General features: G+C 40.4%; 26 protein-coding genes. 10 read left to right on the top strand and 16 right to left on the bottom strand.

Annotation, left to right across the window (positions count from 1 at the left end; translation table 11 throughout):
• The first annotated feature begins 39 nt into the window (after positions 1-39).
• On the top strand, positions 40-2,139 hold the full coding sequence (locus J5X91_RS09085; RefSeq protein ID WP_208834477.1) for a TonB-dependent receptor: 2,100 nt from the start codon (positions 40-42) through the stop codon (positions 2,137-2,139).
• Between the two features lie 141 nt (positions 2,140-2,280).
• Here the strand turns inward: J5X91_RS09085 and epmA are convergent, their stop codons facing one another.
• The gene (gene epmA / locus J5X91_RS09080; RefSeq protein WP_182678887.1) at positions 2,281-3,255 is read right to left on the bottom strand and encodes an elongation factor P--(R)-beta-lysine ligase; all 975 of its coding nucleotides are present in this window, start codon (positions 3,253-3,255) and stop codon (positions 2,281-2,283) included.
• Positions 3,256-3,314: 59 nt separating this feature from the next.
• Positions 3,315-3,881, bottom strand: a complete 567-nt coding sequence (gene efp, locus J5X91_RS09075) for an elongation factor P (RefSeq protein ID WP_011327184.1) — start codon at positions 3,879-3,881, stop codon at positions 3,315-3,317.
• Between the two features lie 41 nt (positions 3,882-3,922).
• Here efp and epmB point away from each other — a divergent pair, with 41 nt between their 5' ends.
• Positions 3,923-4,936, top strand: a complete 1,014-nt coding sequence (gene epmB, locus J5X91_RS09070) for an EF-P beta-lysylation protein EpmB (RefSeq protein ID WP_179807836.1) — start codon at positions 3,923-3,925, stop codon at positions 4,934-4,936.
• An 8-nt stretch (positions 4,937-4,944) separates the two neighbouring features.
• Here the strand turns inward: epmB and J5X91_RS09065 are convergent, their stop codons facing one another.
• On the bottom strand, positions 4,945-5,154 hold the full coding sequence (locus J5X91_RS09065; RefSeq protein WP_089367752.1) for a hypothetical protein: 210 nt from the start codon (positions 5,152-5,154) through the stop codon (positions 4,945-4,947).
• Positions 5,155-5,322: 168 nt separating this feature from the next.
• On the opposite strand from J5X91_RS09065, the gene J5X91_RS09060 reads away from it, so the two are divergent.
• Positions 5,323-5,613 (top strand): hypothetical protein, encoded by a 291-nt coding sequence (locus J5X91_RS09060; RefSeq protein WP_011327181.1) that lies wholly within the window; start codon positions 5,323-5,325, stop codon positions 5,611-5,613.
• A 79-nt stretch (positions 5,614-5,692) separates the two neighbouring features.
• Here the strand turns inward: J5X91_RS09060 and J5X91_RS09055 are convergent, their stop codons facing one another.
• The gene (locus J5X91_RS09055) at positions 5,693-6,184 is read right to left on the bottom strand and encodes a DUF3016 domain-containing protein (protein WP_182684102.1); all 492 of its coding nucleotides are present in this window, start codon (positions 6,182-6,184) and stop codon (positions 5,693-5,695) included.
• A 274-nt stretch (positions 6,185-6,458) separates the two neighbouring features.
• Here J5X91_RS09055 and galE point away from each other — a divergent pair, with 274 nt between their 5' ends.
• Positions 6,459-7,472 (top strand): UDP-glucose 4-epimerase GalE, encoded by a 1,014-nt coding sequence (galE, locus tag J5X91_RS09050; RefSeq protein ID WP_089367750.1) that lies wholly within the window; start codon positions 6,459-6,461, stop codon positions 7,470-7,472.
• Between the two features lie 181 nt (positions 7,473-7,653).
• Here the strand turns inward: galE and zapE are convergent, their stop codons facing one another.
• Positions 7,654-8,763 carry a cell division protein ZapE gene (zapE, locus tag J5X91_RS09045; protein ID WP_208834476.1) on the bottom strand — a complete coding sequence of 370 codons (1,110 nt, stop codon included), beginning with the start codon at positions 8,761-8,763 and terminating at the stop codon, positions 7,654-7,656.
• A 59-nt stretch (positions 8,764-8,822) separates the two neighbouring features.
• Between zapE and rsuA the strand changes: the two genes are divergently transcribed.
• The gene (gene rsuA, locus J5X91_RS09040) at positions 8,823-9,521 is read left to right on the top strand and encodes a 16S rRNA pseudouridine(516) synthase RsuA (RefSeq protein ID WP_089367748.1); all 699 of its coding nucleotides are present in this window, start codon (positions 8,823-8,825) and stop codon (positions 9,519-9,521) included.
• A 141-nt stretch (positions 9,522-9,662) separates the two neighbouring features.
• Entirely contained in the window at positions 9,663-10,778 is a 1,116-nt protein-coding gene (gene wecB, locus J5X91_RS09035) for a UDP-N-acetylglucosamine 2-epimerase (non-hydrolyzing) (protein ID WP_208834475.1), read from the top strand.
• Positions 10,779-10,945: 167 nt separating this feature from the next.
• Here the strand turns inward: wecB and J5X91_RS09030 are convergent, their stop codons facing one another.
• Together J5X91_RS09030 and J5X91_RS09025 are read right to left on the bottom strand one after the other, a co-directional pair.
• Positions 10,946-11,719, bottom strand: coding sequence for a YggN family protein (locus J5X91_RS09030; protein ID WP_011327175.1), 774 nt, complete (start codon positions 11,717-11,719; stop codon positions 10,946-10,948).
• 210 nt (positions 11,720-11,929) lie between these two features.
• Positions 11,930-14,359 carry a zinc-dependent metalloprotease gene (locus J5X91_RS09025; RefSeq protein WP_208834474.1) on the bottom strand — a complete coding sequence of 810 codons (2,430 nt, stop codon included), beginning with the start codon at positions 14,357-14,359 and terminating at the stop codon, positions 11,930-11,932.
• 154 nt (positions 14,360-14,513) lie between these two features.
• Here J5X91_RS09025 and J5X91_RS09020 point away from each other — a divergent pair, with 154 nt between their 5' ends.
• A complete protein-coding gene (locus J5X91_RS09020; RefSeq protein WP_192532545.1) occupies positions 14,514-15,482 on the top strand; it encodes a class 1 fructose-bisphosphatase in 969 nt (322 codons plus the stop codon).
• A gap of 213 nt (positions 15,483-15,695) precedes the next feature.
• On the opposite strand, the gene J5X91_RS09015 is transcribed toward J5X91_RS09020, so the two are convergent.
• Positions 15,696-16,016 carry a hypothetical protein gene (locus J5X91_RS09015; RefSeq protein ID WP_208834473.1) on the bottom strand — a complete coding sequence of 107 codons (321 nt, stop codon included), beginning with the start codon at positions 16,014-16,016 and terminating at the stop codon, positions 15,696-15,698.
• A gap of 42 nt (positions 16,017-16,058) precedes the next feature.
• Here J5X91_RS09015 and J5X91_RS09010 point away from each other — a divergent pair, with 42 nt between their 5' ends.
• Positions 16,059-16,409 (top strand): DUF5522 domain-containing protein, encoded by a 351-nt coding sequence (locus J5X91_RS09010; protein WP_208834472.1) that lies wholly within the window; start codon positions 16,059-16,061, stop codon positions 16,407-16,409.
• A gap of 1 nt (position 16,410) precedes the next feature.
• Here J5X91_RS09010 and J5X91_RS09005 read toward each other — a convergent pair whose 3' ends face one another.
• From J5X91_RS09005 to J5X91_RS08970, 8 genes are all read right to left on the bottom strand, one after another.
• The gene (locus J5X91_RS09005; RefSeq protein ID WP_208834471.1) at positions 16,411-17,241 is read right to left on the bottom strand and encodes a sulfurtransferase; all 831 of its coding nucleotides are present in this window, start codon (positions 17,239-17,241) and stop codon (positions 16,411-16,413) included.
• A gap of 66 nt (positions 17,242-17,307) precedes the next feature.
• Entirely contained in the window at positions 17,308-17,727 is a 420-nt protein-coding gene (locus J5X91_RS09000) for a group 1 truncated hemoglobin (RefSeq protein ID WP_179807844.1), read from the bottom strand.
• Complete coding sequence (locus tag J5X91_RS08995) at positions 17,727-18,560, bottom strand: DUF3034 family protein (protein WP_208834470.1); 834 nt, start codon at positions 18,558-18,560, stop codon at positions 17,727-17,729. Before J5X91_RS08995 ends, J5X91_RS09000 begins: the two co-directional genes overlap by 1 nt.
• Positions 18,547-20,862: an EAL domain-containing protein gene (locus J5X91_RS08990; RefSeq protein WP_208834469.1), complete on the bottom strand. Its 2,316-nt coding sequence runs from the start codon at positions 20,860-20,862 to the stop codon at positions 18,547-18,549. The genes J5X91_RS08995 and J5X91_RS08990 overlap by 14 nt, the downstream gene beginning before the upstream one ends.
• On the bottom strand, positions 20,855-21,532 hold the full coding sequence (locus J5X91_RS08985; protein ID WP_208834468.1) for a methylamine utilization protein: 678 nt from the start codon (positions 21,530-21,532) through the stop codon (positions 20,855-20,857). Before J5X91_RS08985 ends, J5X91_RS08990 begins: the two co-directional genes overlap by 8 nt.
• A 121-nt stretch (positions 21,533-21,653) precedes the next feature.
• Positions 21,654-22,757 carry a phosphoribosylaminoimidazolesuccinocarboxamide synthase gene (locus tag J5X91_RS08980; protein WP_208834467.1) on the bottom strand — a complete coding sequence of 368 codons (1,104 nt, stop codon included), beginning with the start codon at positions 22,755-22,757 and terminating at the stop codon, positions 21,654-21,656.
• A gap of 149 nt (positions 22,758-22,906) precedes the next feature.
• Positions 22,907-24,202, bottom strand: coding sequence for a type II toxin-antitoxin system HipA family toxin (locus J5X91_RS08975; RefSeq protein WP_208834466.1), 1,296 nt, complete (start codon positions 24,200-24,202; stop codon positions 22,907-22,909).
• Entirely contained in the window at positions 24,192-24,482 is a 291-nt protein-coding gene (locus J5X91_RS08970; protein WP_041454642.1) for a helix-turn-helix transcriptional regulator, read from the bottom strand. Before J5X91_RS08970 ends, J5X91_RS08975 begins: the two co-directional genes overlap by 11 nt.
• A gap of 360 nt (positions 24,483-24,842) precedes the next feature.
• Here J5X91_RS08970 and J5X91_RS08965 point away from each other — a divergent pair, with 360 nt between their 5' ends.
• Together J5X91_RS08965 and J5X91_RS08960 are read left to right on the top strand one after the other, a co-directional pair.
• Positions 24,843-25,529 carry an ABC transporter ATP-binding protein gene (locus tag J5X91_RS08965; protein WP_182684089.1) on the top strand — a complete coding sequence of 229 codons (687 nt, stop codon included), beginning with the start codon at positions 24,843-24,845 and terminating at the stop codon, positions 25,527-25,529.
• Entirely contained in the window at positions 25,526-26,773 is a 1,248-nt protein-coding gene (locus J5X91_RS08960; RefSeq protein WP_179807851.1) for an ABC transporter permease, read from the top strand. Before J5X91_RS08965 ends, J5X91_RS08960 begins: the two co-directional genes overlap by 4 nt.
• Position 26,774 lies beyond the last annotated feature (1 nt).

Here is a 26,774-nt window from a genome sequence, read left to right as displayed (position 1 = left end):
GCTACCATGCAAGTCCCTAAAATGGAGTTAAGTAACCTAATGAACTTACGTTTGTCTTTAATTACCGCCGCATTATTACCACTGTTTGGTGCATCAGTTACCGCCAACGCTGACGATACAGATCTAGAACGCATTGTTGTTACTGGTGATTTTCAACGAGAAAGCATTCAAACCTTAAGTGCTAGCGCCAGCTTATTTAGCGAAGATGAAGTTAATTTACGAGGTGCAACCTACCTAGATGAAATGCTTGGGAGTACTGCCAATATTAATTTTGCTTCTGGAGCTTCTCGTGGTCGTTATATTCAAATTCGTGGCGTAGGACTACGTTCACAGTTTGTTGACCCCATAAACCCTTCGGTTGGTTTAGTTATTGATGGCATTAACTACTCAGGCCTTGGTGGCAGTGCATTATTATTTGATATTGACCAAGTAGAAATTTACCGTGGCCCACAAGGTACACGCTTTGGTGCCGACGGTATGGCAGGTATGATCCAAATGCAATCGGCGCAAGCAACAAACGATCCTAGTTTAAAACTACAAGTAGGTGCAGGCACTTACAACAGCCGCGAAGCAGGTCTTGCTGCAAGTACAGGTTTAACCGACGATACCAGCGCTCGTGTTAGCTACTTTCGTAGAAAATCAGACGGCTATGTAGATAACCTATACCTAAATAAGCCAACTCAAGGGCAAGACGAGCAAGTAGCACGCTTTAAATTAAACAGCCAAATAACTGCCAATTTAAGCACTGAATTAAATCTACACTATATTGACATTAACAACGGTTACGACACATTCGCACTTGATAACGGCCGTAACAGCGTTGCCGATGAACCCGGTGAAGATAACCAATTAAGTTACGCTATTGGTCTAAATAACACTTATACGGGCTTTGATTTATTTGACGTAAACTTAAGCTTATCGGCGGTCGACAGTGAATTATTTTATAGCTTTGATGAAGATTGGGTATGTAACGATCCGAGTAAACCACAGCTTTGCGCCGCCGGTTTGCACCCTGATGGTTACAGCTCAACTGATGTTTACAGCCGCGATCGCGATGATCAAGGGGTCGATTTACAATTTAAAAGCAAAACCGGCAACTGGGTTGCAGGTCTTTACTATCAAAACCGCGACGTAGATTTAGAACGCCAATATACCTGGTTAGCTAGCCCATTTAACTCAACGTATGAAACCAATAACGTGGCAGTATATGGCCAATTAGCGACTCCTATTGGGCCTAAAACCACCTTAATTACTGGCTTACGTGTTGAGCAATACCAAGGTGATTACACCGATAATAACGGTTTTATTGAAGATACCGACGACATTATGGTTGGCGGAAAAATAGCGCTTGAGTACCAAGTAATTGATCGCACCATGATCTACACCAGCATTACCCGTGGTTATAAAGCAGGCGGTATTAACTCAGAAGCACTCGCTAAAGCCAAAGATGAAGGCTTAAACCTTGATGCTGAATTTTTTAAACAACACACCAGTTTTGATCCAGAATACTTATGGAGCGGTGAGTTTGGTGTTAAGGGATCATCCCTTGATGACAAATTTGTTCTGCGTTTAGCTGCATTTTATATGCACCGCGACAACATTCAATTAAAGTCGTGGCAAGTACAAGATCAGAAGTTTACCGGTTATGTAGATAACGCGAGCTCTGGTAGTAACTATGGCCTTGAACTTGAAGGTAGCTACCAGCTAACCGACGATTTACTTATTAGCGGTAGTGCTGGTTATTTAAATACTAAAATAAATAAATTTGTAACTAAAGCGGGTTTAAACCAAGACGGTCGCGACCAAGCACAGTCACCTAAATATCAATACGCACTGAGTGCCCGTTACAACCTTACCAACGAGCTTTATGCCATGGTAGGCGTTGAAGGCAAAGACGATTATTACTTCTCAGATAGCCATAATGCGCAAGCACCAAACAGTAATTTAGTGAATGTAAGCTTAGGTTATGAAGCCGATAGCTGGGCTGTACGCGCTTGGGCACGTAACGTGTTTGACGAAACAGTACCTACTCGCGGTTTTGAGTTTGGCAACAACCCACTTGATGGTTACGCTGATCATACCTACACCCAACTTGGTGAACCACGTGTAGCTGGCGTTACTTTTACACTTAATTTATAAAATAAAGCTGACAGCTTTTAGTACTCAGTTAAAAAAACCGCGTTTATTAAAATAAACGCGGTTTTTTATGTGGTAGTCGTAGATCCTGATCATGCGAGAGGTTAGTTACTAACTGACAGCCCCCCTGCATGTTAAGTTGCTTTAAGCCCTTGTCACATCAAACGCAATAACTTCTTTTATATTACTCTTTTGCGTGGCTAACATTACTAGCCTGTCTATGCCCAGCGCTACCCCTGCACAAGGCGCTAATCCATGTTCAAGCGCAGCAATTAAATGCTTATCCATTGGTACTTGCTTTAAGCCATTTTGTTTACGATATTCATTATCGTCATTAAAACGCTTAGCTTGCTCTGTCGCATTAGTTAGCTCGTTAAAGCCATTAGCTAATTCCATATTTTTATAATACAGCTCAAACCGCCCTGCTACGCGACTGTCATGCTCACAAATTTGTGCAAGTGCTGCTTGCGATGCCGGAAAGTGATACACAAAACACGGCTTATGTTGGCCAATTGTTGGCTCTACTTTCATACAAAATAAAAGCTGCAGTAAAGTATCTCTATGCGTTTCATTTTTAGCTATATCAGCAAACCCTTGCTCGCAGGCAAGTTGTTGTAATTGCTCTAAACTAGCAGTGAGTGGATCAAGTCCAAGTACTTGTTCAAATGCGTGTTGGTAAGTTAACCGTTCACTCGGCGCAACATCTAAAATAAGCTGCATTAGCTCATCTATTTCAGCCATTAATGCAAATTCGTCAAACCCTGGTCTATACCATTCCAGCATAGTAAATTCAGGATTATGATGGCTGCCAGCTTCTTCGTTTCTAAATGCTTTACACAACTGAAATATAGGCCCTGAGCCCGCCGCTAACAAGCGCTTCATTGCAAACTCTGGAGAGGTTTGTAAATATAGCTCAAGGCCGCTGGCGTGCCCTGGGCCTACAAATCGAGTGTTAAAACTCACTAAGTGTATATCGGTTACACTGGCTCCGCTTAAACTGGGGGTTTCTACTTCCATTACATTGCGAGCATAAAAGAACTCGCGAATACTGCGTAAAATAACAGCTCGCTGCTTAAGTGTTGCAATACTTGCACTGGGAGCCCAAAGATTTACTGACATATTTTCTCCAAAAAAAATCCCAGCTTTTAAGCTAGGATTTTATAAAGCGACGCTTAAAATTATTTAACGCGGCTTACGTATTCACCGTTACGGGTGTCTACTTTAATAACTTCGCCTATTTGTACAAATAGTGGAACACGTACTACAGCACCAGTACTTAATGTTGCAGGTTTACCGCCAGTTCCGGCTGTATCACCTTTAAGGCCCGGATCAGTTTCAGTGATCTCAAGCTCAACAAAGTTAGGTGGTGTTACTACAATAGGATTACCGTTCCATAATGTAATTGTACACACGTCATTTTCAACTAACCATTTACCCGCATCGCCTAACGCTTTTTCGTCAGCAGCAATTTGCTCAAATGTTTCGTTATTCATGAAATGCCAAAATTCGCCGTCTGTGTATAAATACGCTAAATCAGTATCCATTACATCAGCACCTTCAACAGATTCACCCGATTTAAAGGTTTTTTCAAGTACTTTACCTGAAATAAGTTTACGGATACGAACACGGTTAAACGCTTGGCCTTTACCAGGTTTTACCATTTCATTTTCTATGATACTACTAGGCTCGCCATCCATCATAATTTTTAGGCCGCCCTTGAACTCGTTGGTGCTATAATTCGCCATCGTTTCCTCTATTTATATTTTTTCGAGTAATCTACGTGCCAATGATACAAAGAAATGAAGCAAATTTGCATAAAAACTGGCAAAAAGAATTAGCAAATGTAGTTACCTGCCCAAAAGTGTTGCTAGAAATGGTCGGTTTATCGAGCCAAGTCCATGATAACGACATAAAAGCTCGTAGCTTGTTCCCAGTTCGTGTGCCAATACCATTTATAAAAAAAATGCGTAAAGGCGATGCAAACGATCCATTATTATTACAAGTTATGCCGCGCCATCAAGAATTCTTAACTAAAAGTGGTTTTAATAAAGATCCCCTGCTTGAGCAAAGTAACCAGCAGCCAGGGCTATTACACAAGTATAAATCGCGTGTTTTAGTAATGTTTAAAACCGGTTGTGCAGTAAATTGCCGCTATTGTTTTAGACGCCATTTTCCGTATCAAGAAAACCAACTTAATAAGCGTAGCCTGCTAGATGCGCTTAGCTATATAAAATCCGACAATAATATAAATGAAGTGATTTTAAGTGGTGGCGATCCGCTCATGGCCAAAGACGATGCCATTAGTTGGTTTTTAGATGAGCTTGAGCAACTACCACAAATTAAACGCATGCGAATTCATACCCGTCTGCCGGTGGTTATTCCGGCGCGCATTACCGATGAGTTATGCGAACGACTTGCAAGAACGCCATTAAAAATTGTGTTTGTTAATCATATAAACCATGCCAACGAAATAGACGACGACTTTAAAGCCGCAATGCAAAAGCTTAAACAAGTAGGTGTAGTGCTATTTAATCAAGCGGTTATTTTAAAAGACGTGAACGATACAACTGCAGCACAAGTGAATTTAAGTGAAGCGTTATTTGATGCCGATGTATTGCCCTATTATCTACATTTGCTAGATAAGGTAGAAGGGGCGAGCCACTTTGACATTAGTGAGGAGCAAGCAATTAAAATAATGGCAGAACTGTTAGAAGCTCTACCTGGTTTTTTAGTGCCTAAATTAGTCAGAGAGATTGGCGGTGAAAAAAGTAAAACACCAATCGATCTTAAGTTAATTTAAAGCCGTATTTAAACGTAAATGTTTACGTTATTACCCAGTGTTGCAGTCGCCGACTTAGTCGGTGTTTGCGCGCTGGATGACTGCGCAGCCCCCTCAATCAGTGCTAATGCAGCTGCGCCATCCGCTAGTTGCTGTTTTTTAGACAATGCAGCGCTCAACACTTCGCCGCCTTGGCTTGAACTTGGCATTACCGGTAAATTTCCACCTGATATATTCATAAAATTAATCCACCTTTAATCAGTGTTTGTTGTGCAATTATTTAAAAGGAGTTAAACAAGGCACAGTGCTAAAAACCTGACTTTTAAATATAATCCAAGTAACATATACAGTATACGCATGCTACATAATAAATTATCGGCAACTCAATACAAAGCTTTAGGAAAACCATGGATTCTATTATTGAACAACTCAACGCTAACTTAAAAATTGTTTACCGACAGGCGCTTGATGCTGACAAAAAACTCGACGAGTTACAACAGCAAGGTCACGGCAAATTTAAAGCACTCTTTACAGCCGACTCAGGTTTTACCTTTGAAGCTAAACGCTTTAAGCCATATGTGCTTGATGTAGCAGCCGACGTAGAGAGCTTATCTAGTGACGGTTTTAATGAAGAAAAACTTAAAACCACCGTTATTAAATTACAGCAACTACTTACTTTGTTAGCTACGTTTAAGTAACGTAAACTTTAGTTAAAAAGTTTATTATTCTATAAGCATTAAAAGCGCCGCTATTTAGCGGCGTTTTTGTAAAGCTCAGTTAATCAACTTTCGGTAATATTTCCTCACCAAACCACTCTGTAAGTAAGCGTTTTTCGTAATTGAAAGGTCCATCTCGGCCCATTTTAATTTTATCCATAAAGCCCATATCTTTAAGCTTTACATCACTTGCTGCACTTATTACCTCACCTTTTTCATTAGTAAGTGAATAATTAAGTTTGAGTTGCGGAAAGTAAATAGGCTTAACCACCCTGATTTCATTTATACCGCCATAGCGTACATCGCCAGCTAAATCGACATCAGTAATCTCTAGGCTAAGTTTGTAGTCTTTTGGCAATTGCTCTGCAAGTTTAGCAACATGCTCTTCAATACTGCTCGCTATATGCTTATGGTACGAAGCTTTACCTTGATTGGATTCGCGTACATCACGATAGTCTTTAAAATCATGCCATTTAATAGCCGACTCACCCGCATGGGCAAGTGCTGGTAGTGCAAAGCACATTAACATTGCGATTTTGTTTACTGGATTCATATCACTCTCCAAAAAGGTGCGCCGAATATTACATTATTGCAATTAGGGCATGCTCAGTATTAACACCTAAATAACTGAGTTCATTTTAACAGCTGTTTATTAACTATAACTTAATCTTATGACATAAGTGTTATTTAAAGCGTTCAAAATGTAATCAAATATGTAAATCTAGCTTTTTTAAAATAACAGCGTATATAAAGCAGATAATGCATGTAAAATATCGCAATTTATGGTGCAATCAACATTATTGATAAAAGGTATCCACGGAGCATTCATGACTATTTTAGTAACCGGTGGCGCAGGCTATATTGGCTCGCACACTGTTTTAGAACTTTTACAACAAAACAGTAATGTTGTTGTTATTGATAATTTAAGCAACTCATCATCAGAGTCACTTACGCGCGTTAAAAAAATTACCGGTAAAGAAGTAACTTTTTACCAAGGTGATATTCTCGATAAAGCATTTTTAGACTCAGTATTTGCTAAGCATACTATTGATAGCGTAATTCACTTTGCTGGCTTAAAAGCGGTGGGTGAGTCGGTTGTAAAACCAATTGAGTACTATCAAAATAACGTACAAGGTACATTAACACTAGTTGATGCGATGCGCGATGCGGGTGTATTTAAGTTAGTATTTAGCTCATCTGCAACCGTTTATGGCGACCCAGCAAGCTTACCTATTAAAGAAGACTTTCCTGTTGGTGGCACCACCAACCCTTATGGCACATCAAAGTTAATGGTTGAAATGATGTTGCAAGATATCGCAAAATCAGACGAGCGCTTTGCCTTTGCTATTTTGCGTTACTTTAATCCAGTAGGCGCGCATGAATCGGGGTTAATTGGCGAAGATCCGAACGGGATCCCTAATAATTTATTACCGTATATTTCACAAGTTGCCGTGGGCAAGCTCAAGCAACTAGCCGTATTTGGCGATGATTACGACACAGTAGATGGCACCGGCGTGCGCGACTACATTCACGTAGTCGACTTAGCTTTAGGACATTTAAAAGCGCTGAATAAAATTGCCACAAACACCGGTGCATTGGTTTATAACCTAGGTACAGGCAACGGTTATTCAGTACTGCAAATGGTGAATGCCTTTATTAAGGCCAGTGGGCAAGCAGTACCATATCAAGTGTCACCACGTCGTCCAGGCGATATAGCCGCTTGTTACGCAGCTCCTGAAAAAGCCCTGAATGAACTAGACTGGCAAGCGATGCGCGGTATCGATACTATGATGCAAGACACCTGGCGCTGGCAGTCAAATAACCCAAATGGGTATAAGTAGAAAACCATATACCTATAATCAATATGTCCCTATTTTTATAGGGGCATGTTAATTATGATTGGAGTAAGTCATTTATTTAATTCAATAAAGATATACGTGTTCAAATTTAAGCTCAGAGTTTAAGGTTTAGAGTTTAACCTAGAACCTAGCCCTGATTTACTTCCTAGTACGATTATTATTTTTACCAATTTTGCATTTCGACTATACGCGATTGCGTTCGTGCATATTCAAAGCTTAGTTTTTTACCTTGATACAAGGTGTCTATATCAGCCTGTGCATTTATAACCAGTAACTTATGGCAATCATAAAACTCATCTACCAAAGCAATAAAGCGTCGTGCTTCATCATCAAAAAAGTGCTCGTCTAGAGTTTGTTTTTCACGCTGGTAGCTGTCCTCTATACCGTGCACTATTACTTTACCGGTTGCGCCAACGCCCATTTTTGGCACATTTGCCACGTATAACACAGAAAATTGCTGAGCTAAAAACATGTAATCGTTAGCGCTACGCGGGCCAGAGCACAACGCCATAAAATCAATCATTAAGGCATTTGCTGTTTTTAATAAATAAGGCAGCGCTCTACCGTGTACCATGATATTGCCACTGTGCGATGCTTGCGGGTACTGCGTTAAAAATTTAGCTTTAAAGTCATCACTGGGTAAATTAATAAAGTAATGACTACTATTTTTACCATAACGAAAACGATGATCCTCCTCTCCCGCTACATTTACTATCTCGCAATAATTATTAATTAAATCTATAGTAGGTAAAAACCGTGCTCGCTGTAGGCCATTATAATAAAGCTGCTCTGGTTTTGCGTTTGAAGTAGCCACCAACACTACACCTTGTTTAAATAACGCATCAAACAGCCGGGCCATAATCATAGCGTCGCCAATATCGCTAACAAAAAACTCATCAAAACATAGCACCCGAATATTTTTGGCCCAATTTTTAGCTATGATTATTAACGGATCTTTTTGCCCTTGTAACTGCCCTAACTGCTGATGTACCTGCGCTATAAAGTGATGAAAATGCAGCCGCTGCTTTTTACTTATAGCCACATTACTATAAAATAAATCCATTAGCATTGATTTACCACGCCCTACCGGCCCATACAAATACACACCTTTTATGAGTGGTGACTTTTGCCACCAGCTATACTGTATTTGTAATTGTTCACTAAGCGAATTAAGTGCCTGTACGGCATTATTTTGCGCAGCATCGAAGCTAAGCTCGCCCGATGCAACCTTAGCTTGGTAAAGGCTTATTATTTGTGTGTCCTGCACTGTCATGGTATTTCACTATCCGTTATAATCGCGTCCATTGTAGCCGACTCAAAATGTGAACCCCAATGAAATTCCCTTGCCGCCTAGATAAATTTATTAGCCATTTAGCAGAGCTGCCACGCTCAAAAGCCAGAGCCAGCATTAAACGCCAAGCCGCACTAGTCAATGGTGAAGTGGTCACTGCTTTCGATTTTCAAATTAAGCAGCAAGACGAAGTAGTTTTTCAAGGTGAACAACTCGTATTTTTAGGTAAACGCTACTTCATGTTAAACAAACCCGTTGGTTATGTAAGTGCCAATAGTGATGAACTACACAAAACGGTATTCGATTTAATTGACGAGCCAAATATGAGCGACTTTCACGTAGCAGGCCGCCTCGATATTGACACCACTGGCTTAGTTATCTTAACCAACGATGGCGACTGGTCGCATAAAATAACGTCTCCTAAAAACAATAAATTTAAAACCTACTTAGTAGAAACCCAAGAGCCCATTACTGACGAATCGTTAGAGGCACTGCGCGAAGGGGTACAATTACATAACGAAAAAGCTCTAACCCGTCCGGCAAAAGCAGAGCGCCTCGCTAATTACGGCTTACGTTTATCTATTTGTGAAGGTAAATACCACCAAGTTAAGCGCATGTTAGCCGCTGTAGACAACAAAGTGGTTGAATTGCACCGCGAACAAATTGGCAATATTAAACTAGATGAAAACCTAGCAGCGGGTGAATACCGCTTGTTAACAGCTGAAGAGATTAAACTCTAAGGAATTTTTTAGGCTTCAATCAAGTATTAGTAACGAAAGATAAGGCAGCCTAAAAACACAGCACTTTTAACACAGCACTTTTAACACAGATAACGAGCATAACAGAGCTTCGAGACTCTAATTTATTAAAAGGATATAACAGTGAAAGTATTAACCGTATTTGGCACCCGCCCAGAAGCGATAAAAATGGCGCCGCTAGTACATGCATTAACTAACGATAGCCGCTTTGAAGCTAAAGTTTGTGTAACGGCGCAGCATCGTGAAATGCTAGACCAAGTACTTGAGCTGTTTAAAATAACCCCTGACTACGATTTGAACCTGATGAAAGCGGGCCAAACACTACCAGAAGTAACCAGTCGTATTCTGCTAGAGTTAACGCCCGTACTTAGAGAGTTTAAGCCAGATGTAGTGCTTGTTCATGGCGATACAGCGACTACTTTTGCAGCAAGTCTGGCGGCTTATTATGAGCAAATCGCAGTAGGTCATGTCGAAGCAGGCTTGCGTACAGGTAATATTTACTCACCCTGGCCAGAAGAAGGTAATCGTAAATTAACCAGCTCACTTACAAAGTACCATTTAGCACCCACCGAAAATTCAAAAGCTAACTTATTAAAAGAAAACTACGCGGCTGAAAACATATCTGTAACGGGTAACACAGTAATTGATTCGTTATTAATGGTTAAACAACAAATTGAAAATGATGCAGAATTAAGCAATACACTCGCATCGCAATTCCCAATGCTTGATGAAAATAAAAAGCTTATCTTGGTTACAGGCCATCGCCGTGAAAGTTTTGGTGGTGGGTTTGAGCGAATTTGCGAAGCATTAGCGCAAACCGCAAAAACTCATCCAAATACGCAAATACTTTATCCCGTGCATTTAAACCCGAATGTACAAGAGCCAGTAAAGCGCATTTTAAAAGATGTTGATAACGTACATTTAATAGAGCCACAACAATACCTGCCATTTGTATACTTGATGAATCGTGCTCATATTATTTTAACTGACTCAGGTGGCATTCAAGAAGAAGCACCAAGTTTAGGTAAGCCTGTATTAGTTATGCGTGATACCACAGAGCGCCCAGAGGCAGTTGAAGCAGGTACAGTGAAATTAGTTGGTACCGATGTAGCTAAGATCACCGCAGCATTAAATGAGTTGTTAACTGATGATGCTGCATATAAAACAATGAGTCGCGCTCACAACCCTTATGGTGACGGCAATGCATGCCAACGTATATGTGATATTTTAGCGCGTTAAAAGTTGAAGACGCTAGGCACTAGGTTCTAAGCAATTTATCGATAACTTGGCGAGAAAACCCAGTGATTTTTAGTCGCTGGGTAGTTCACAACTACGAGGCCTAATTGTAAATGCGTGCTTGGCTAATTACTTACTGACACCTGAAACCTAATGCCAGCTTTTAATTTTTAAGATTTTATTTGCACTAAGTCAAAGTTCACCATGCCAGGTACTATGGCCTGAAGGCGGGATTCGGTTACATCAAGGGCATTTAAACATTCGCAGTATTCCGCGGCTTTAAGTTCGAGTTGGCGGGCTTTTTCTTGGAGTGATTTATCTATTTCTGAAGAAATGATATCCATGCGTTGGCTCATGTCGTTCATTCGATCTTCAATATTACCTTCGCGCGATTTAAATGCATCGCCTAACGACATTAAAATAGCCCCGAGGGAGCCATGCACTGCCGAGTGAATTTTTTTGCTAATATCTTTAGTGAAAAAGTCGTCTATTTTGGAAAGTGATTGCGGCGCAATAAAGAAAAAATCATCGCCGCGTTTAAACTTATCCATTAACGCACGTTCAACGTACTGCAATTGCGTTTTAAGCACTTCTGATTCTTTATCTGTCATACCTTCAACAACATGCTCAATTGCACTGAGCCCTAAATTAACACCATCGGTGGCTAAGTTAACGAGTTCAGGAACAGTTTGACGAATACCGCTGCTAAACTGCTCAAGGACTTTACTTTCGTCATCACTTAAGTCAATCCAATAGCCACGGATAAACAATTGGTTATTATTATTAATTTGTACGCGGGTTTGGCCTTTATCAACAATGCGAATAATATCATCAGTAATGATTAAACCGTGACGAAGCTCTACATCACACTGCTTTTGCGCAAATACGTTATTGCTTAAAAGTGCTACAGACAACGCCAATATCGAACGAGATAAAAACGCCATAAACACCTCAAAATAGCCACAACAGAAGGCGGGTAGATTAACAAAAAAACAACTTTATGCAAGCAAAAGTAACACAATAACAAAGACAGCCCTGCGTATTTAACCTATGCAATGAGTAATACAAAAAAACACCGCGTTTAAATTAAGCGCGGTGTTTTTTAATTTCTTAGTTAAAAGCCGTCTGCTGCTTTATTGCTAAAAGCGATCCTTTTAAATTGGCGAACCTGGCGGGATTGGTAATGCTTTAAAGTTATCTGGCCAGCTACCTGTGGTTAAAAACAGGTTAACTTGTTCAGCTAAATATTGTTTAAACGCGCTTTCACCTATACTGGTGTTGCTTAGTAGTGAATTTTGTTCAAAGTCATCTTTTAGCTTAGTTAAATAGTAACGCAGTTGTGCTTGTACTTCTGGACTTACGTTATCGCTGGCCACTAAATCAGCCATTGTTTTAGCACTTAAAAATTGCACTCGCTGAGTGATCTTTGCCACCATGTTATTGGATGGCAATGCCACAAAAACCTGCTTATAAAGCTGTAAAAGTAACTCATCTAAACTATAAAAATCATCACTGCGTGCTTGTTGTTGCGCAAGGCGATTTAAACGCTGTGCATTTAGTAATAACGATAAGCTATGCTGCACGGCAACTTCAGGTAACGCCATAGCATCAAGGGTTAAACCAGTGCGCCCCACTATACTTTCGCGTGTTCTAGACTCGCCGTACGCTTTTGGCGGAATAAGTGCGAGTATCGACTCTGGCAACACTAAATTACTGCCCTCAAGCGTGGTTAAAATAGCTTTAACCGCCTGTTGTTGCGTTTGTTTAGCAACCACTTGCGCGCCTTTTACAGGTTTATCACCACGTACTTCGTACTCGTAATTTACCCCTGCGATTAGTTTAGCCACCGCCTCTACTTGGTAACGGTGAAATAAATACAAGGGCACTAGTTTTTCTTCTAATTGCGATAACGCCTCACCCGTTTTTATATTATGAATACCAAATTGTGCGAGTGCTTGCTTACGCACTTCTAGTACTCTTAATAGCTCTTCGCTTGGTGCTGCGCCGTTATCCCACAAATGAGCTGTTGGATGCGCACCACCAGCAGCGCGGGCGTCGTTATCTGATATGAATTCGAGCCCTTTTGTGTTGTTTTCTTTTAAAATAGCTGCCAATCCTGCTGCTTCGTTTTGATTAGTAAAGTCGCTGTAGCCGTATTTAATAACTTGTGTATCCCACACGCCCATACCCGTAGCATAACCGCGTGATACATCAAGCTTGCCTTGCTCATCAAAGCTAAGCAGCGGATGCGGATAATCCATTACCGAGGCTCTATCGCCCACTGAAGCGGCAAAGTTATGAGAAATACCTAAAGTATGCCCAATTTCGTGGGCACTTAACTGCCTAATACGATCAAGTGCCATAGCTTGTAGTGTTTTTGCTATTTCATTGCCGTTTAAGTAAGGCGCAGCCAGCGCTTCTGCAATTAAAATATCTTGGCGTACGCGCAATGAACCAAGCGTTACATGCCCTTTTATTATTTCGCCGGTGCGCGGATCAATTACCGAACTGCCATACGACCAACCACGAGTAGCACGATGCACCCACTGCACTACGTTGTAGCGAATATCCATAGGATCAGCGTTTGTTGGTAGTACTTTTATTATAAATGCATTTTTATAACCCGCTGCACTAAACGCTTCATCCCACCACTGTGCACCTTCAAGCAATGCACTTTTTACCGGCTCCGGCACCCCAGGATCAAGGTAATAAACAATCGGCTCAATGGGCTCGCTAATAGGTAAACTCGGATCTTTTTTAGTTAACCGATGGCGCGGTATATATCGCACATACATAGACTCACCAAGTGCTGCAGCATAGTTTTTATGCTCAATACTCCAAAAACCCGATTGTGGATGGAAGTTGCGCGGGGTGTAGTTATCGTCTGGTAATTTAATTAGTGAATGGTGCATATGCACCGTTAACGAATAGGCGTCGGGGCTTATTTCACGCACAAACTTACCCGGTTGAGTACCGGCAAAGGTCAGCACAGCTTCAAGCTCTGTATTATTAATAAATGCTTTGGAGCGGTTCATATAAACTGCACTACGCGATTCGTCTAGATTAAAGTTACCTTGTTTAGTCGCTGCCAGGGTTCGATTTACACCGTGTACATCACTAAGTAAATACGGAGTGTAATCGATTAATAGCGCCCGCTTATTTTGCGCAACCACTTTAAAGCCCGCTAATATACTTGATGCAAACGCTTCATTAATACTTTGCTGCTCGGCTTTATTACTGGTATTTGCGCGATAGTAAGTATTTACAGCGCGTAGCATTACTTTGTCGCCAAAGCGCTCAAATTGCACTAAGTGTGTATTACCAAGCTGCCCTCTATCAAGCCCTATATCGTTAGAGCCCAAGCCATTTGGCAAGCTTTGCTGTAGCAAAAATTGCTGCTCTAGTTTATCTACTTTTAAATAAACCTTGCCGTTTTCGGTATCGTAAAAAAATGAAAAATATCCCGGAAAATGATTCATCTTTCCAGTAAATTCATCAATAGACTTAATTGCTGCGTGCGCTTGAGTTATCATAGTGAGCAACACAGTAAAGAGAATGTAACCTAGTAGTTTTATTTTTTGCATAATCTTATCTTTGTTATTGGCGTTTTAAGTACGATTAGGTAACCCCATTATAGGGGGGAATTTAAACAATACAGTTATTTAAGACGAATTTCAGCGCTCCAAACTAATCCCTCTCACATTATGATTAGTTTAATCACGTTATCAGGAAAATAGAATGCGTAGACTTCCTCCAGTATTACTTGAAGATGGTTGCCCAAGAGAGTTAATCTCTTTGATCAGAACTATTTTAGCCGCATGTAAAGAAATTTCATTTCGTGTTGGCCAAGGCGAATTATCGGGTGTATTAGGCTCAACACTTGACGAGAATATTCAAGGCGAAACTCAAAAGAAGCTTGATGTTTTAACCAACCAACTGCTTAAAGATATATTATTGGAATCGGGCTACGTAAAAGCCATCGCCTCTGAAGAAGAAGACTACACAGTTGCTGGTAATCCTGATGCAGAATATATTGTAGCGTTTGACCCACTTGATGGCTCATCAAACACCGACATAAACTCGTTAGTAGGTACTATTTTTTCAGTAATGAAAGCGCCTGAAGGCGCAGATCCTACTGATCAAAGTATTTTTATGCAACCGGGTATTAATCAAGTAGCGGCAGGTTATGTATTGTATGGCCCATCGACTATATTGGCGCTAACGACAGGTAAAGGCACCCGCTTTTTCACCCTAGATAAAACGCACGGCACCTTTTTATTAACTCAAGATTTTGCAAAAATACCAGCAGATACCAATGAATATGCTATTAATGCGTCAAACCAACGCCATTGGCAACCGGCTATGCAAAACTACATTAACGACCTTGTAGCTGGCGACACTGGCCCACGCGCTCGAAACTTTAATATGCGCTGGATTGCTGCAATGGTAGGCGATGTACACCGCGTATTAAGCCGTGGCGGGTTATTTACCTACCCAACCGATACCAAAAACCCAAGCCAACCAAATAAACTACGTCTGCTTTACGAAGCAAACCCTATGGCCATGCTAGTAGAGCAAGCTGGCGGGATTGCCTCAACTGGCACCGAGCGCATTATGGACATACAACCTAATGCCATTCACCAGCGCGTAGCTGTAATTTTAGGCTCAAAAAACGAAGTAGAAACCTGCTTGGGATATCATAAGTAATAAATAGAAATACAAGGTTTTAGGTATCAGATTTTAGGCGAGAATTAAGCCAGCGCGGTGTTTAAGTTAACCGTAGATACAAGGCGGGGCTTTATGCCGCGCTTGTTAAATTTATAAAATGCGCGAGGTAAGCTCCCGCCTACGGTTCGGTATTTTATCAACACCTGAGATCTCGTACCTTTAATACTTGACTAAAAATTAGCCACGCTTTTACTATTGTAAAAGCGTGGCTAATTTGGCAAGCTTTTCATAATTAAGCTCGCCCATTTGCTCACTGTTACTAAGTGCATAAATAACGCCCTCACATTCAGCGCAATCAATATCATCTCGCGCTTCAATCACATTCGCCCACAGTTCCAAGTCATCAAGTACTATTTCATTATGTAAACAACGCTCAAACACATTTAGTATGATTGACGTACTTAGGGTAAATAATGGCTGTTTTGCTGCTGCCGCAGATACAATAACAGCAATAGCCTCGTCTTTTTCTGGCCCGAAGGTAATAAACTGCGCTAATGCTTTTTGTATATCCATAATATTGTTATTCTGCGCTCACCGTGATTTAAAAGTAAAATAATGACCCAAATTAACTGCACGCAATGTAATACTGCTCTTACCTGTAATGTGACTGACATATCAGCATGTTGGTGCAACAAGTTACCCGCTATTTTACCACTCGATGATACAGCAACTAGCTGCTTATGCCGATCATGTACTCTTGCTAAAATTAATTGCTATTTAGAAACTATATATACTCAGCCAATTAAAACCCAAATAGCTTTCGCCAAACAATTTAGAAGCAATGATAATTTAATTGAAGGGTTAGATTACACCATGCAGAACAATTACATGGTGTTTAGTAAGTGGTATTTTTTAAAGCGTGGTACTTGCTGCAAAAATGGTTGTAAAAATTGCCCTTATAGTTAAATTAGCCACCCACAGCAATAGGCAGTGAGTTATCAGCGCCCCATTCACTCCACGAGCCATCGTACACACTTAAATTACTATAGCCGCATTCATCGGCAAACAGCGCAAGCGCACAGGCAGTAACGCCAGAGCCACAGCTAAATTGTAAGTGGGTTGCATTACCTACTAATTCACTAAACTTTGCCTGTATAAAGTCGAGTGATTTTGCTTCACCATTTTCTAATAGACTAGTTAAAGGTAGCGAATAACTGTTAATAATATGACCGCTGCGCATACCCGCTCTTGGCTCACTACTTTTGCCAGTAAATCGCTCATAAGCACGCGCATCTAAAATGACAGTATTGGCATCCTTAGTAGCACTTAGCACCTGTTTTTTATCAATAAAGTAATCAGGCCGGTATTGAGCAATAAAATCGCCTTTTAGTGATGCTTGTGTATAGTTTGATTCAACCGGAAGCCCGAATTCAAGCCACTTAGCTAAACCGCCACTGAGGACTTTAACGTTATTAAATCCCATGGCTTTAAACATCCACCAAGCTCTAGCTGCACTGAATAACCCTGCATCTTCATAAATCACCACGAGTGAATCGTGATTCACTCCCGCTTTTTGCATCACTTGAGTAAATTGTTCTGCACTACACAAAGTATTAGGTAACGGGTTAGAACGATCTGCTAGTTCATTTTTAATATCAAAGCGCTGCGCGTTGGGCAGCACAGCTTTAGCAACGTAGTTACCAGTTAAACCCGGGCGCAGCATACCCGCGTCAAATAATATTAATGCAGGATCATTTAATTGCGTATAAAGCTGCTCATTGGTAATTATATTTTTCATTTATCTATCTCAAGGTTTGGCTGCTTTTTTAAAAGTGAACAGCTGAGCGCTGCCACTTTACAGCTCTTAAATCTTTATTATTTCACTGCGCAGTGGTGCCATTTTCGATATTATTTTATTTTGTACTGGATGGGGTATACTTTGCTCGTCCATCGCATTAATTAGCAGATCGACTACATGATTAAAATCTTTTTCATTAATATTCATGCCGGTATGAATAGCAACCATAGAGTCACCTTTATACTCACACGGGCCGTTTGTTAGCGCGCATAAGTGGCTTATAAAGCCTTGGCGAAAATGAGTAATGTTACTGTGCTCAAAATAGTGAAACACTTGCCTGTCATTACCAATTTGATAAATAAAGCTATCCACTAGTTTTTCTATGCCGGCATTACCATTTATTTGCTGATACAAACTCTGTTTAGGCTTGCTGCTACAGCCAGCTAATACACTTGTAGCCAATAAAAATAGTATAAAAATTCTCATTACCAATATCCTGTCACCGATAAGTACCAACCGGTTTGATCGCTTGTTCCAGCTATACTGCCTAAATCTAAGTAGGCGGCGGTTACGCTTATATGTTTATTTGGCATCCAAGCTACAAACACATCTTTCCAATCTTGCTCGCCTAATCCTAGGTTATTTGTTTTTTGACGATACTCAACACCTAACGCGACTTCACGGCTTAAAAATATCGCTGTGCTTGCCTCAAATAACAATTTATTGCTGGCATTATTGCCGCCATAACCCAGTAACCCTAGTTGGTTGGCTTTGCTGTAACGGGTGGTCACGTTCCAAAACCAGTTGTATCCTGCAATAGCACCTAAGTGTAATTTGCTTGCCGCTAAGTAAAAGTCGGTGCCGCTGGTGCTCTGTGCACCCACTAGCTTTGCAACCGTGCCATCGTCTAACGACTTATGCTGCATACCTAAACTTACTTGTGGCCAATTACTGTAAACAATGTCGCCATATAAACGAACTTTAGCACCAGTTATCGACTGCTCTATTTGCGTACTCAGCGCGGGTACATCAAACTCTTGCTGCGCATAGCTAAGCTCAACGCGATTAAACAAATTAAGCTGTGCGCCACATACATCTAACGTATAGTCGGTTACATCTGCACGGCTACAAAAGCCATTAACCGAAACCTCATCTTCACTAGCATACCCAGCAAGTTGCGCCCACGGGACAAGGCCACCGCCACCAGCCCCCTCAACTTGAGACACCCCTGGAGTAGCTAATAATTTACCGCTACTCGCAGCAGTAATAAAACTGGCTGTGAGTAATACCCCCGCCATAAAACACTTAATGTACGCCATCGTATTCCTCTAACCATAGCTCTAATTGATCAGCTTTTAATGGTCGACTTAAATAATAACCTTGGGCGTGATCGCATTGCATCTGCTTAAGTAGCGCTAAAGTACCTACAGTTTCTACTCCTTCGGCAACTACCGAAAACCCTAATTGATGCCCTAAAGTAATACTCGACTGCACAATAAATTGATCTTTTTGCGATTCATCTAGTTTTAAAATAAAGCACTTATCTAATTTAAGCTCATCAATTGGCAACATTTTTAAACGCCCTAACGATGTTTGCCCTACGCCATAATCATCAAGCGATATTTTTACCCCAATAGCTTTTAAGTTTTCGAGGGCAATTATGCCTTTTTCTTCATTTTCGATCATATCGCGCTCGGTGAGCTCAATGGTGATCAACGCAGGGTTAACCTTATGCTTTTTTAAAGTACGTACTAATGACGAATGAAACCCCGCAAACGCAATATCTTGTGCCGATACATTGATAGCCGCTTGTAAATGTATGCCTTTTTGCTGCCAAGCGGCAACTTGTGCAATAACGGTATTAACCACCCAGGCAGTGAGCTCAACAATTAATCCCGACTGTTCGGCTAAATCAATAAACACCTCAGGCGACACCCAACTACCATCTTTACGCTGCCAGCGAATTAAAGACTCTACCTTATCAACCTTTTGTATTTTCATATTTAGTTTTGGCTGATAGGTCATAAATAACTGGCCGTCATCATCGCTTATAGCTTGCTTAAGTTCATCAAGCATAACTAAGCGCTCTAAATGCGCTTCGTCTTCGCCTTGTTGATAGTAATGAATATTTTGATGATGACTAGTTGCGCTATCTACCGCTATAAGTACTCGGCGAATTAGATCCTCAGCTTGTTCACCGTGTAGCGGATATTGCACCACACCCACACTAAAGCGTAAGTTTATTTTTAAGTTTTGAATGGTGTAACTTGCTTGGAGCTGCGCCATTAAAGCAATAATACCGCGTTTAAATTCGCTCACTGCCCCCGCCGGAAACACGGTTAAAAACTCATCGCCACCAATACGCGCATGAAAGCCACCCAACTCATCTGAGAATTCACTAATACGCTTTGCCACCGCCTTTAAACAATCATCGCCAATACGTGGCCCTAACTTATCGTTTATATGTCGCAGGCCTTTAATATCGATAGCAACTAGCGTGTGTGCAGTGCTTTTATTTAATTGTGTAGCTAGCACTTCTAGCATAGCCGAGCGGTTATAAAAGCCGGTTAGCGCATCATGGCGAGCCTGGTAACTAATTTGCTGTTCACGCTTATTTATATCGCTACCCATGTTATGAAAAGCATCCATTAGCGTAGCTATTTCACTACTTTGTTTGCTGCCTTTAAATTCAAAATTATAATTACCCTTTGCAAATTGTTTAGCCACCACAGCCAATTGCGACAGTGGTGTAGTTAAGTTATTTGCTAATAAACTACTGGTTACTACCCCAACTAGCAAAGTAAGTATGGCAAGAACAATAAGCGTAAAAAAAAGCTGCTCAAAATCGCGATAGCCTTGGGTTAAATCGGCGCTGAGTAAAATTATTACCGGGTGAGCTTGCAGTGCCGATAGCTCAATTTCGCGATTTTTATACACTAAATAATCACCAAAAAAGCGCGACGTCGTTTTGCTATTAAAATAATTAACTGGTCGAAAGTTTGCTGGAGGGGCTACAAATGAGGTTTTTACTACACTGTCTGCGATCGCTATAAAGCTTACTTCCATACCGGTTAGGCTTTTAAGCTCTGAAGCTACATTACTGGTTACTTTAAAGCCTACTAAACTGTAAGCGATGGTGCGCGGGGTTTTAACTGGCAGTAAAATAACCTGATACAGTTGGCCATTTAATACCACAAAACTAGAGCGCTCTGCGTTAGTTAATAACTCGCTCATTAAAGGCTGCAGGTTATCGGTAAAGTTGTCTTCATCATTATTGGTTGATATTAACTGCCCCGACAAATCTAACAGCAGCATTAAATCGGCATTTATGCGCTGGCTATGATTGTATAACACACTGCTTATAGTAGCAGCGTCACGCGTAGCAACCGCTTGTTTAAAGCCAAAATCGGAGGTGAGTACTTTAGCAGCAGTTAATAGTAGGTTTTCTTTTGAGTTTAAATATTGTTTATAAACATTTTGTGCCACGCTTATGTCTTGATTGACTTTTTCTTCTTGAAACTTACTCGTAGACCACCAAAAGCTCAGCAAACTTACCACAGTGGTTAATAACACCAAACCAACACATAAAATGGTTATACGGTTTCGTAAATTATTAGTCATTACCGCCCTTAAACTGACTGCCAAAGGTGTTACGTGGTGCTGGCGAGGAAGTGTTTATAGTTATAGGTAAAATAGCTTGAGGCTCTATATTCATCATTTTTTTATTTTCTAAAGGCGCAGTTTGCAACGCATGCCACACACTTATTTGTAACGGCTGCGTAGTAATAGGCAAACTTACAACTCCGTTTTTATCGGTTTTATAAACTTGCTCGCTCTTAGCCACATAAATATAACCCACCATAGAGTCATGAATATTACAGCCTAGTACCACAACACCTTGGGTGTCAAAAACAATTGGCTCTTTGGGTTGCCCTGAGTAGAGTTTTAATTGAAAAGATTTAGCGCTTGAAAACGAATACACGTTATGGCGAATATTGTCGCTATTAGGAAAGTTAACTAATTGCCCTTGCTGTACAATAAGTAGCTCAGGTAAAAACTGCTTATTTACCTGATCCATTACCGCAACGGGGAGCTTTTTAATACTTGAATTTACAGGCTTAAAAGCAGTGTTTGCTTGGCCTATTTCAACAATGGCATTAGGTAATACCACACCGTGTTGATCTTTTATTACTAAATCAATATTTGCGCTAATAGCAGCGTGGCTAAAAAGCACACTTAAAGCGAATAAATAACGTTTTTTTGCAAAAACTTGCAATGCTCGTTCAAACATAACCATACTCAAATATTAATTTTAAGTTCAGTTAATTAGAGACGAGCACCAATTGCAAGAAATATAGTTCAGTCACTAAAAATAAACATTTTAGCATTCATTTTTTAGCACTTTAGTCGTGTTATTTTATAATTAATCCATAATCGGCATCTAAAATAGCAATTACTTCTTGGCGCGGATCAGCAGGAATAACAATTTCTTTGCCTACAATTTTACTGGCAATGCCCACGTAGGTATTTGACACCTCAAGCATTACTGACTCAGGTAAAATATAATTTTTAGCTAGTTGCTCACGCTCATCCATGCGGTCTTTATTAAGTAATACGTCGCTCTCTGGCACGTTATTAATTAACAGCTGACGAAAGCCTTCTTTTGAATTTTCAACAATTTTACCGTCGCGATAAGATGCCTCATCCCAAATACGTGATGAATCAGGCGTGCCTACTTCATCAATATAAATAAGCTGCTCTGCGCCATTTATATCTTCTACATAGCCAAATTCAAATTTGGTATCTACAAATATTTGCCCAAGCTTAGCCAGCTCGCCACTTATTAGCTCAAAACCTTCCACTAATAACTTTTCGTATTGGGCTACATCATCTGCCGTTCTAAAGTTAAATACGCTTAGGTTATTAGTAATATTGCTACGCGTTATATTTACATCATCAACTGGGGGAATATCTGCCACACCAGTAATAATGCCTTTGGTAGAGGGAGTAATTAATACTTTATCGAGCTTTTGATTAGCTGTTAAACCTTCTGGTAAATTAATACCACAAAAGTCTCGTACACCTTTAGCGTAGTCGCGCCACATGCTGCCAGTAATATATTGGCGGGCAATGGCTTCTACTTTTACCGTACTGGCTTTACGTACAATCCAAACATACGGATGCGGAATATCAACAATGTGATTACCCGCAAGTCCTGCTTCGTCAAATAACTTAAACCAATGCGCAGCCACCGAGTTTAACGCTATACCTTTACCTGGCACGCCATTTAAACCGTTTTCGCCTTGCCAAATACAATCAAAAGCTGAAATTCTGTCGGAAATAACCATAATTGCCAGCTCAGTATCGGCTGGTACTTTATAGCCCTTTTCGCTAATTAAACGTTTGCTGTCTGCGTCGGTTAGCCAATAAACCGAGCGTACTTTACCACTGTGTACGTCACCTTTGGTACGAATAGGTAAATCATCGTTTACGTCTAAAACTTTATAGCTAGTCATGCTATCTCCGGGGTTAGGCATGCTCAAAGAGCAAAGTATGGGATTGGGGTTATAAGCCACACATAATAATCCAGAGTCATAAAAAGCTCAATCGCTTTGGCTAATGAGCCGGTTTTAGCTAGTGATTTACTATTTAGGTTTAAGGATTATTAAAGACTCCCGCATAACTGTTTATTTATGCGGTAAGTATTATCAAGTTGTTGTTCAATCAATTGAATAGTCTGTTTATTTACCTCAAATGTTTTAGCTGTGTCTTTAAAGCTAAAAACAATGTCTGCAATTTCAGAGATTATAATCTGAACTTGTTTCCAATTTGCATACCCAGCCGCAGAGGCTAACTTTTGAATTGCTTTTATTGGAGGGTTTTTCCCATATCCTGCAAACGAAGTTGCATGCTCATTAAACGGATGAGGACTAAAAGTAACATCGTAAAAAGGAGCTAGGTTCCACTCGCCAGAATCTTCTTGAAGAAATGCCCAGTTTTTTGAATGATCATCTTGATTACAACTAAACAAATTGAATATAGCTCGGCGAAACTGTAACTGCCCAGCAGCAGGAGACTTGCATAAAACACGACTAGCTTTAATTAAATCTTCATAATCTAATGTGGGTGCACGAAAGTCAGCATCCAATAAACCACATGCGCTGTGCATATGTTTACGGCCCATTTTATTGCTTGGTAATTTAAATCTATCAAATCGCTTTAATGCCAGCCATTGTTTTGCTCCAGTGCCTTCAGGTGCATTTACCAAAAGTCTTTCAGGTGGGCTTAATTTAGCTTTATCTGCTAACTCCAAATACACAGCTTCGCACAATCCTTCTTCATGGCCTAAAGACAAATTTTTGGATGTAAATTTTATCAGCCATGCATCATCACCAATTTTAGGCTGAGTTCTACATTCTTCTATATTATGTTCAGGAAAATATACTTGAGCTTTAGGACGTGCACCACCAGAGCTACCAGCTGCAACCAATGCCGAAAGTACTGTTTCTGTTTGCCCATCAAAAATGGCTTGAGCTTGTTGGCCTAATTCAGCTAGACCTGGCTCCTCTTCACTTGGAATATTATAATTAGCCTCTGGTGTAAAAGATAATGCCCCCATAGCAGAATGGCCAACAAACGATAATCGGTCCATTGCAGTAACGAAGTTTGGCATTATATTATTTTGTCTAAAAACACGGTCCTGAAGTAATGATCCCCAACCATCAGGCAAACAATCAGAAAAAACTCCATGAAGCCCATTGTGTGGGCTTTTAGGTGCTAATTGCACATCCCTATTAAAGGACAATGAAAATGGTGAAAGGTTGCTATATTGATCTAAGTAGTTTTGATCAAATTGAAAATAAACACCCTGCCGATTTTGAGCAAGCACACCAACAAGTAATTCTGTGGAATCAGATAGCGTACGTTTAACTTCTAGTTTATTTATTGGCTTAAAGACCATTTTTCAAAACCTGCTCTATAGACGTTGGTGCATCTTTACTTTGAGGAAGATCTTTTGTTAAATCATATAAACGAGTTAAGTCGTCTAATGATTGCCACAAAAGTAATAGCTGCCTAAATGAAATGAGTCCCGTAACTTCAAATTTTTTTATTGTAGAAGCCGGTACGGTACTTTTCTTAGCTAAAGCTTCTCGAGACAATTTAGCTTTTTTTCGAAGCGCTTGTAAATGTGCTGCAAAAGCAAGTTGCACATCGCCTTCACTTAATAATAAATAATTGATAACTGCAGCCCTAAAAACACAATTAGACACCACCATACCCAAAAAAGACTAAAATAAAAGAAAAAAGACATCATAGCGTCCAATTATTTGTATTAAGTTAATATACTTCGATTCTCAAATGCAAATGATTCCTTAGCTATTGGGTTTATTAGTATCACTGTATTGCTTTTCATTTACTCTCTTTCATACCCATTATATGAATGCTTATATTTTAAGCCATGCGTAAAGGGTTTGATTAGCTCAATGCTTGGCTAATATTAAGCTGGCCGCTGAAATATAACCACTGAACGCGCCCCTCCTTCCTTTCCCTTTTATTATCGCTTAACATCACAACTATAAATGTTTAACTATTAAGTTGTTATGATCACACTTTCTAAGCTGTTATTTAAATGGCATAAAAATGCAGTTAGCCCCACACTTAATATTAACCAGCTGAACATTAAGCAAGGCGAGCATGTGTTTTTACATGGACCAAGTGGCTGTGGTAAGTCGACCTTACTGGCATTATTAGCGGGTATTAATACCGCCACCAGCGGTGAAGTAAGTATTTTAAATAAAAACTTAAACAGCCTAAGTAATACTCAGCGCGATGTATTTAGAGCGGATCATATTGGTTATATTTTTCAAAATTTTAATTTGCTCCCCTATTTAACGCCGCTGGAAAACGTAAGCTTGGGTTGCCAGTTTTCAAAGCAGCGCCAACAACGGGCGCTGCAGCAATCACACTGCTTAACCGCAGAGTCCGCAAGATTGCTTAATGCCTTAGGGTTAGCGCAACATTTACATCATCAAGATGTGGGTAAATTAAGCATTGGCCAGCAACAACGTGTGGCTGCCGCGCGTGCATTTATTGGCAGCCCAGAGCTAATTATTGCCGACGAGCCCACATCGGCGCTCGACACCAACAACCGTCAAAGCTTTATAAAACTGCTGTTTGAGCAAGCTAAGCACGCCAACAGTACTTTAGTATTTGTTAGCCACGACGAAAGTTTGCAACCACTTTTTAATCGCAGCATCGATTTAGTTAATTTGCAGGCAGCATCATGATCTTAATTAAACTCGCCTATAAAAGCCTATTAAACCGTCGTAGTAGCGTGCTGTTAACCTTACTTACCATCGCCATTAGCGTCATGTTACTGCTAAGCATTGAACGGGTACGCATAGACGCAAAAAGCAGTTTTAGTAATACTATTTCGGGCACCGATTTAATTGTCGGTGCGCGCACTGGCGATATTCAATTGCTGCTCTCGTCCGTATTTAGAATAGGCCACACTAACAATGGTGTGAGTTGGCAAAGTTATGAATACATAACCGGACAACGCGGCGTAAAGTGGAGCATTCCAATAAGCCTTGGCGACAGCCACAAAGGCCAAGCAGTATTAGGCACCACCCTTGATTACTTTAATTATTATCGGTTTGGCAAAAAGCAGCCACTGAGCTTTAAGCAAGGCCACGCATTTAACACGATTAACCAAGTAGTGCTGGGGAGTGAGGTAGCGAGTAAATTAAACTATAAACTGGGCGACAGCATTGTTATATCTCATGGTATGGGCAGCACCAGCTTTCATCATCATGATGACAACCCGTTTAAAGTGGTCGGTATTTTAAATGCCACCGGCACCCCTGTAGATAAAACGCTGCATATACCGCTGGCCGCTATCGATTTAATCCATGGTGGCCATAGTGCAGAGCATGACGAACATGAGCACGAGGAACATAGCAACTTAGTTGGCCACCCAAAACAAATTACTGCGTTTTTAATGGGCTTTAACTCACCACTTTACACGCTGCAAATTAGGCGCAATATAAACCAATATAAAAAAGAAGCACTGCTGGGTATTATGCCCACAGTAACACTAAAAGAGTTATGGGAAATGCTCGCTATTGTTGAAAAAATACTGCTGCTATTTTCTGTTGTGGTAGTCATTATTAGCTTGCTTGGCATGTTAACCACGCTCCTAGCTAATCTTAATCAGCGCCGCAGAGAACTTGCCATATTACGCTCAGTAGGCGCTCGGCCATGGCAACTATTTACGCTCATTAGCATAGAGTCACTGCTTACCACTTTACTCGGCTGCATAGTTGGGTGTGTATTATTTTATGCGCTGATGTTTTTTGGCGCAGGTTACTTACAAAGTCACGCTGGTATTAGCATTAATATTGCCATGCTCTCTTACTATGAACTCACACTTATAGGCGTTATTATGATTGCAGGATTTATTATTGGTTTAATTCCCGCTACTCGCGCTTACTTTTACTCACTCAGCGATGGCATGAGTATAAAAATATAAC

Source organism: Pseudoalteromonas sp. K222D, assembly GCF_017653575.1.
GTDB classification, from domain to species: domain Bacteria; phylum Pseudomonadota; class Gammaproteobacteria; order Enterobacterales; family Alteromonadaceae; genus Pseudoalteromonas; species Pseudoalteromonas nigrifaciens.
The sequence above is the reverse complement of the archived record's forward strand: the minus strand, read 5'-3'. Positions and strand labels throughout refer to the sequence as shown.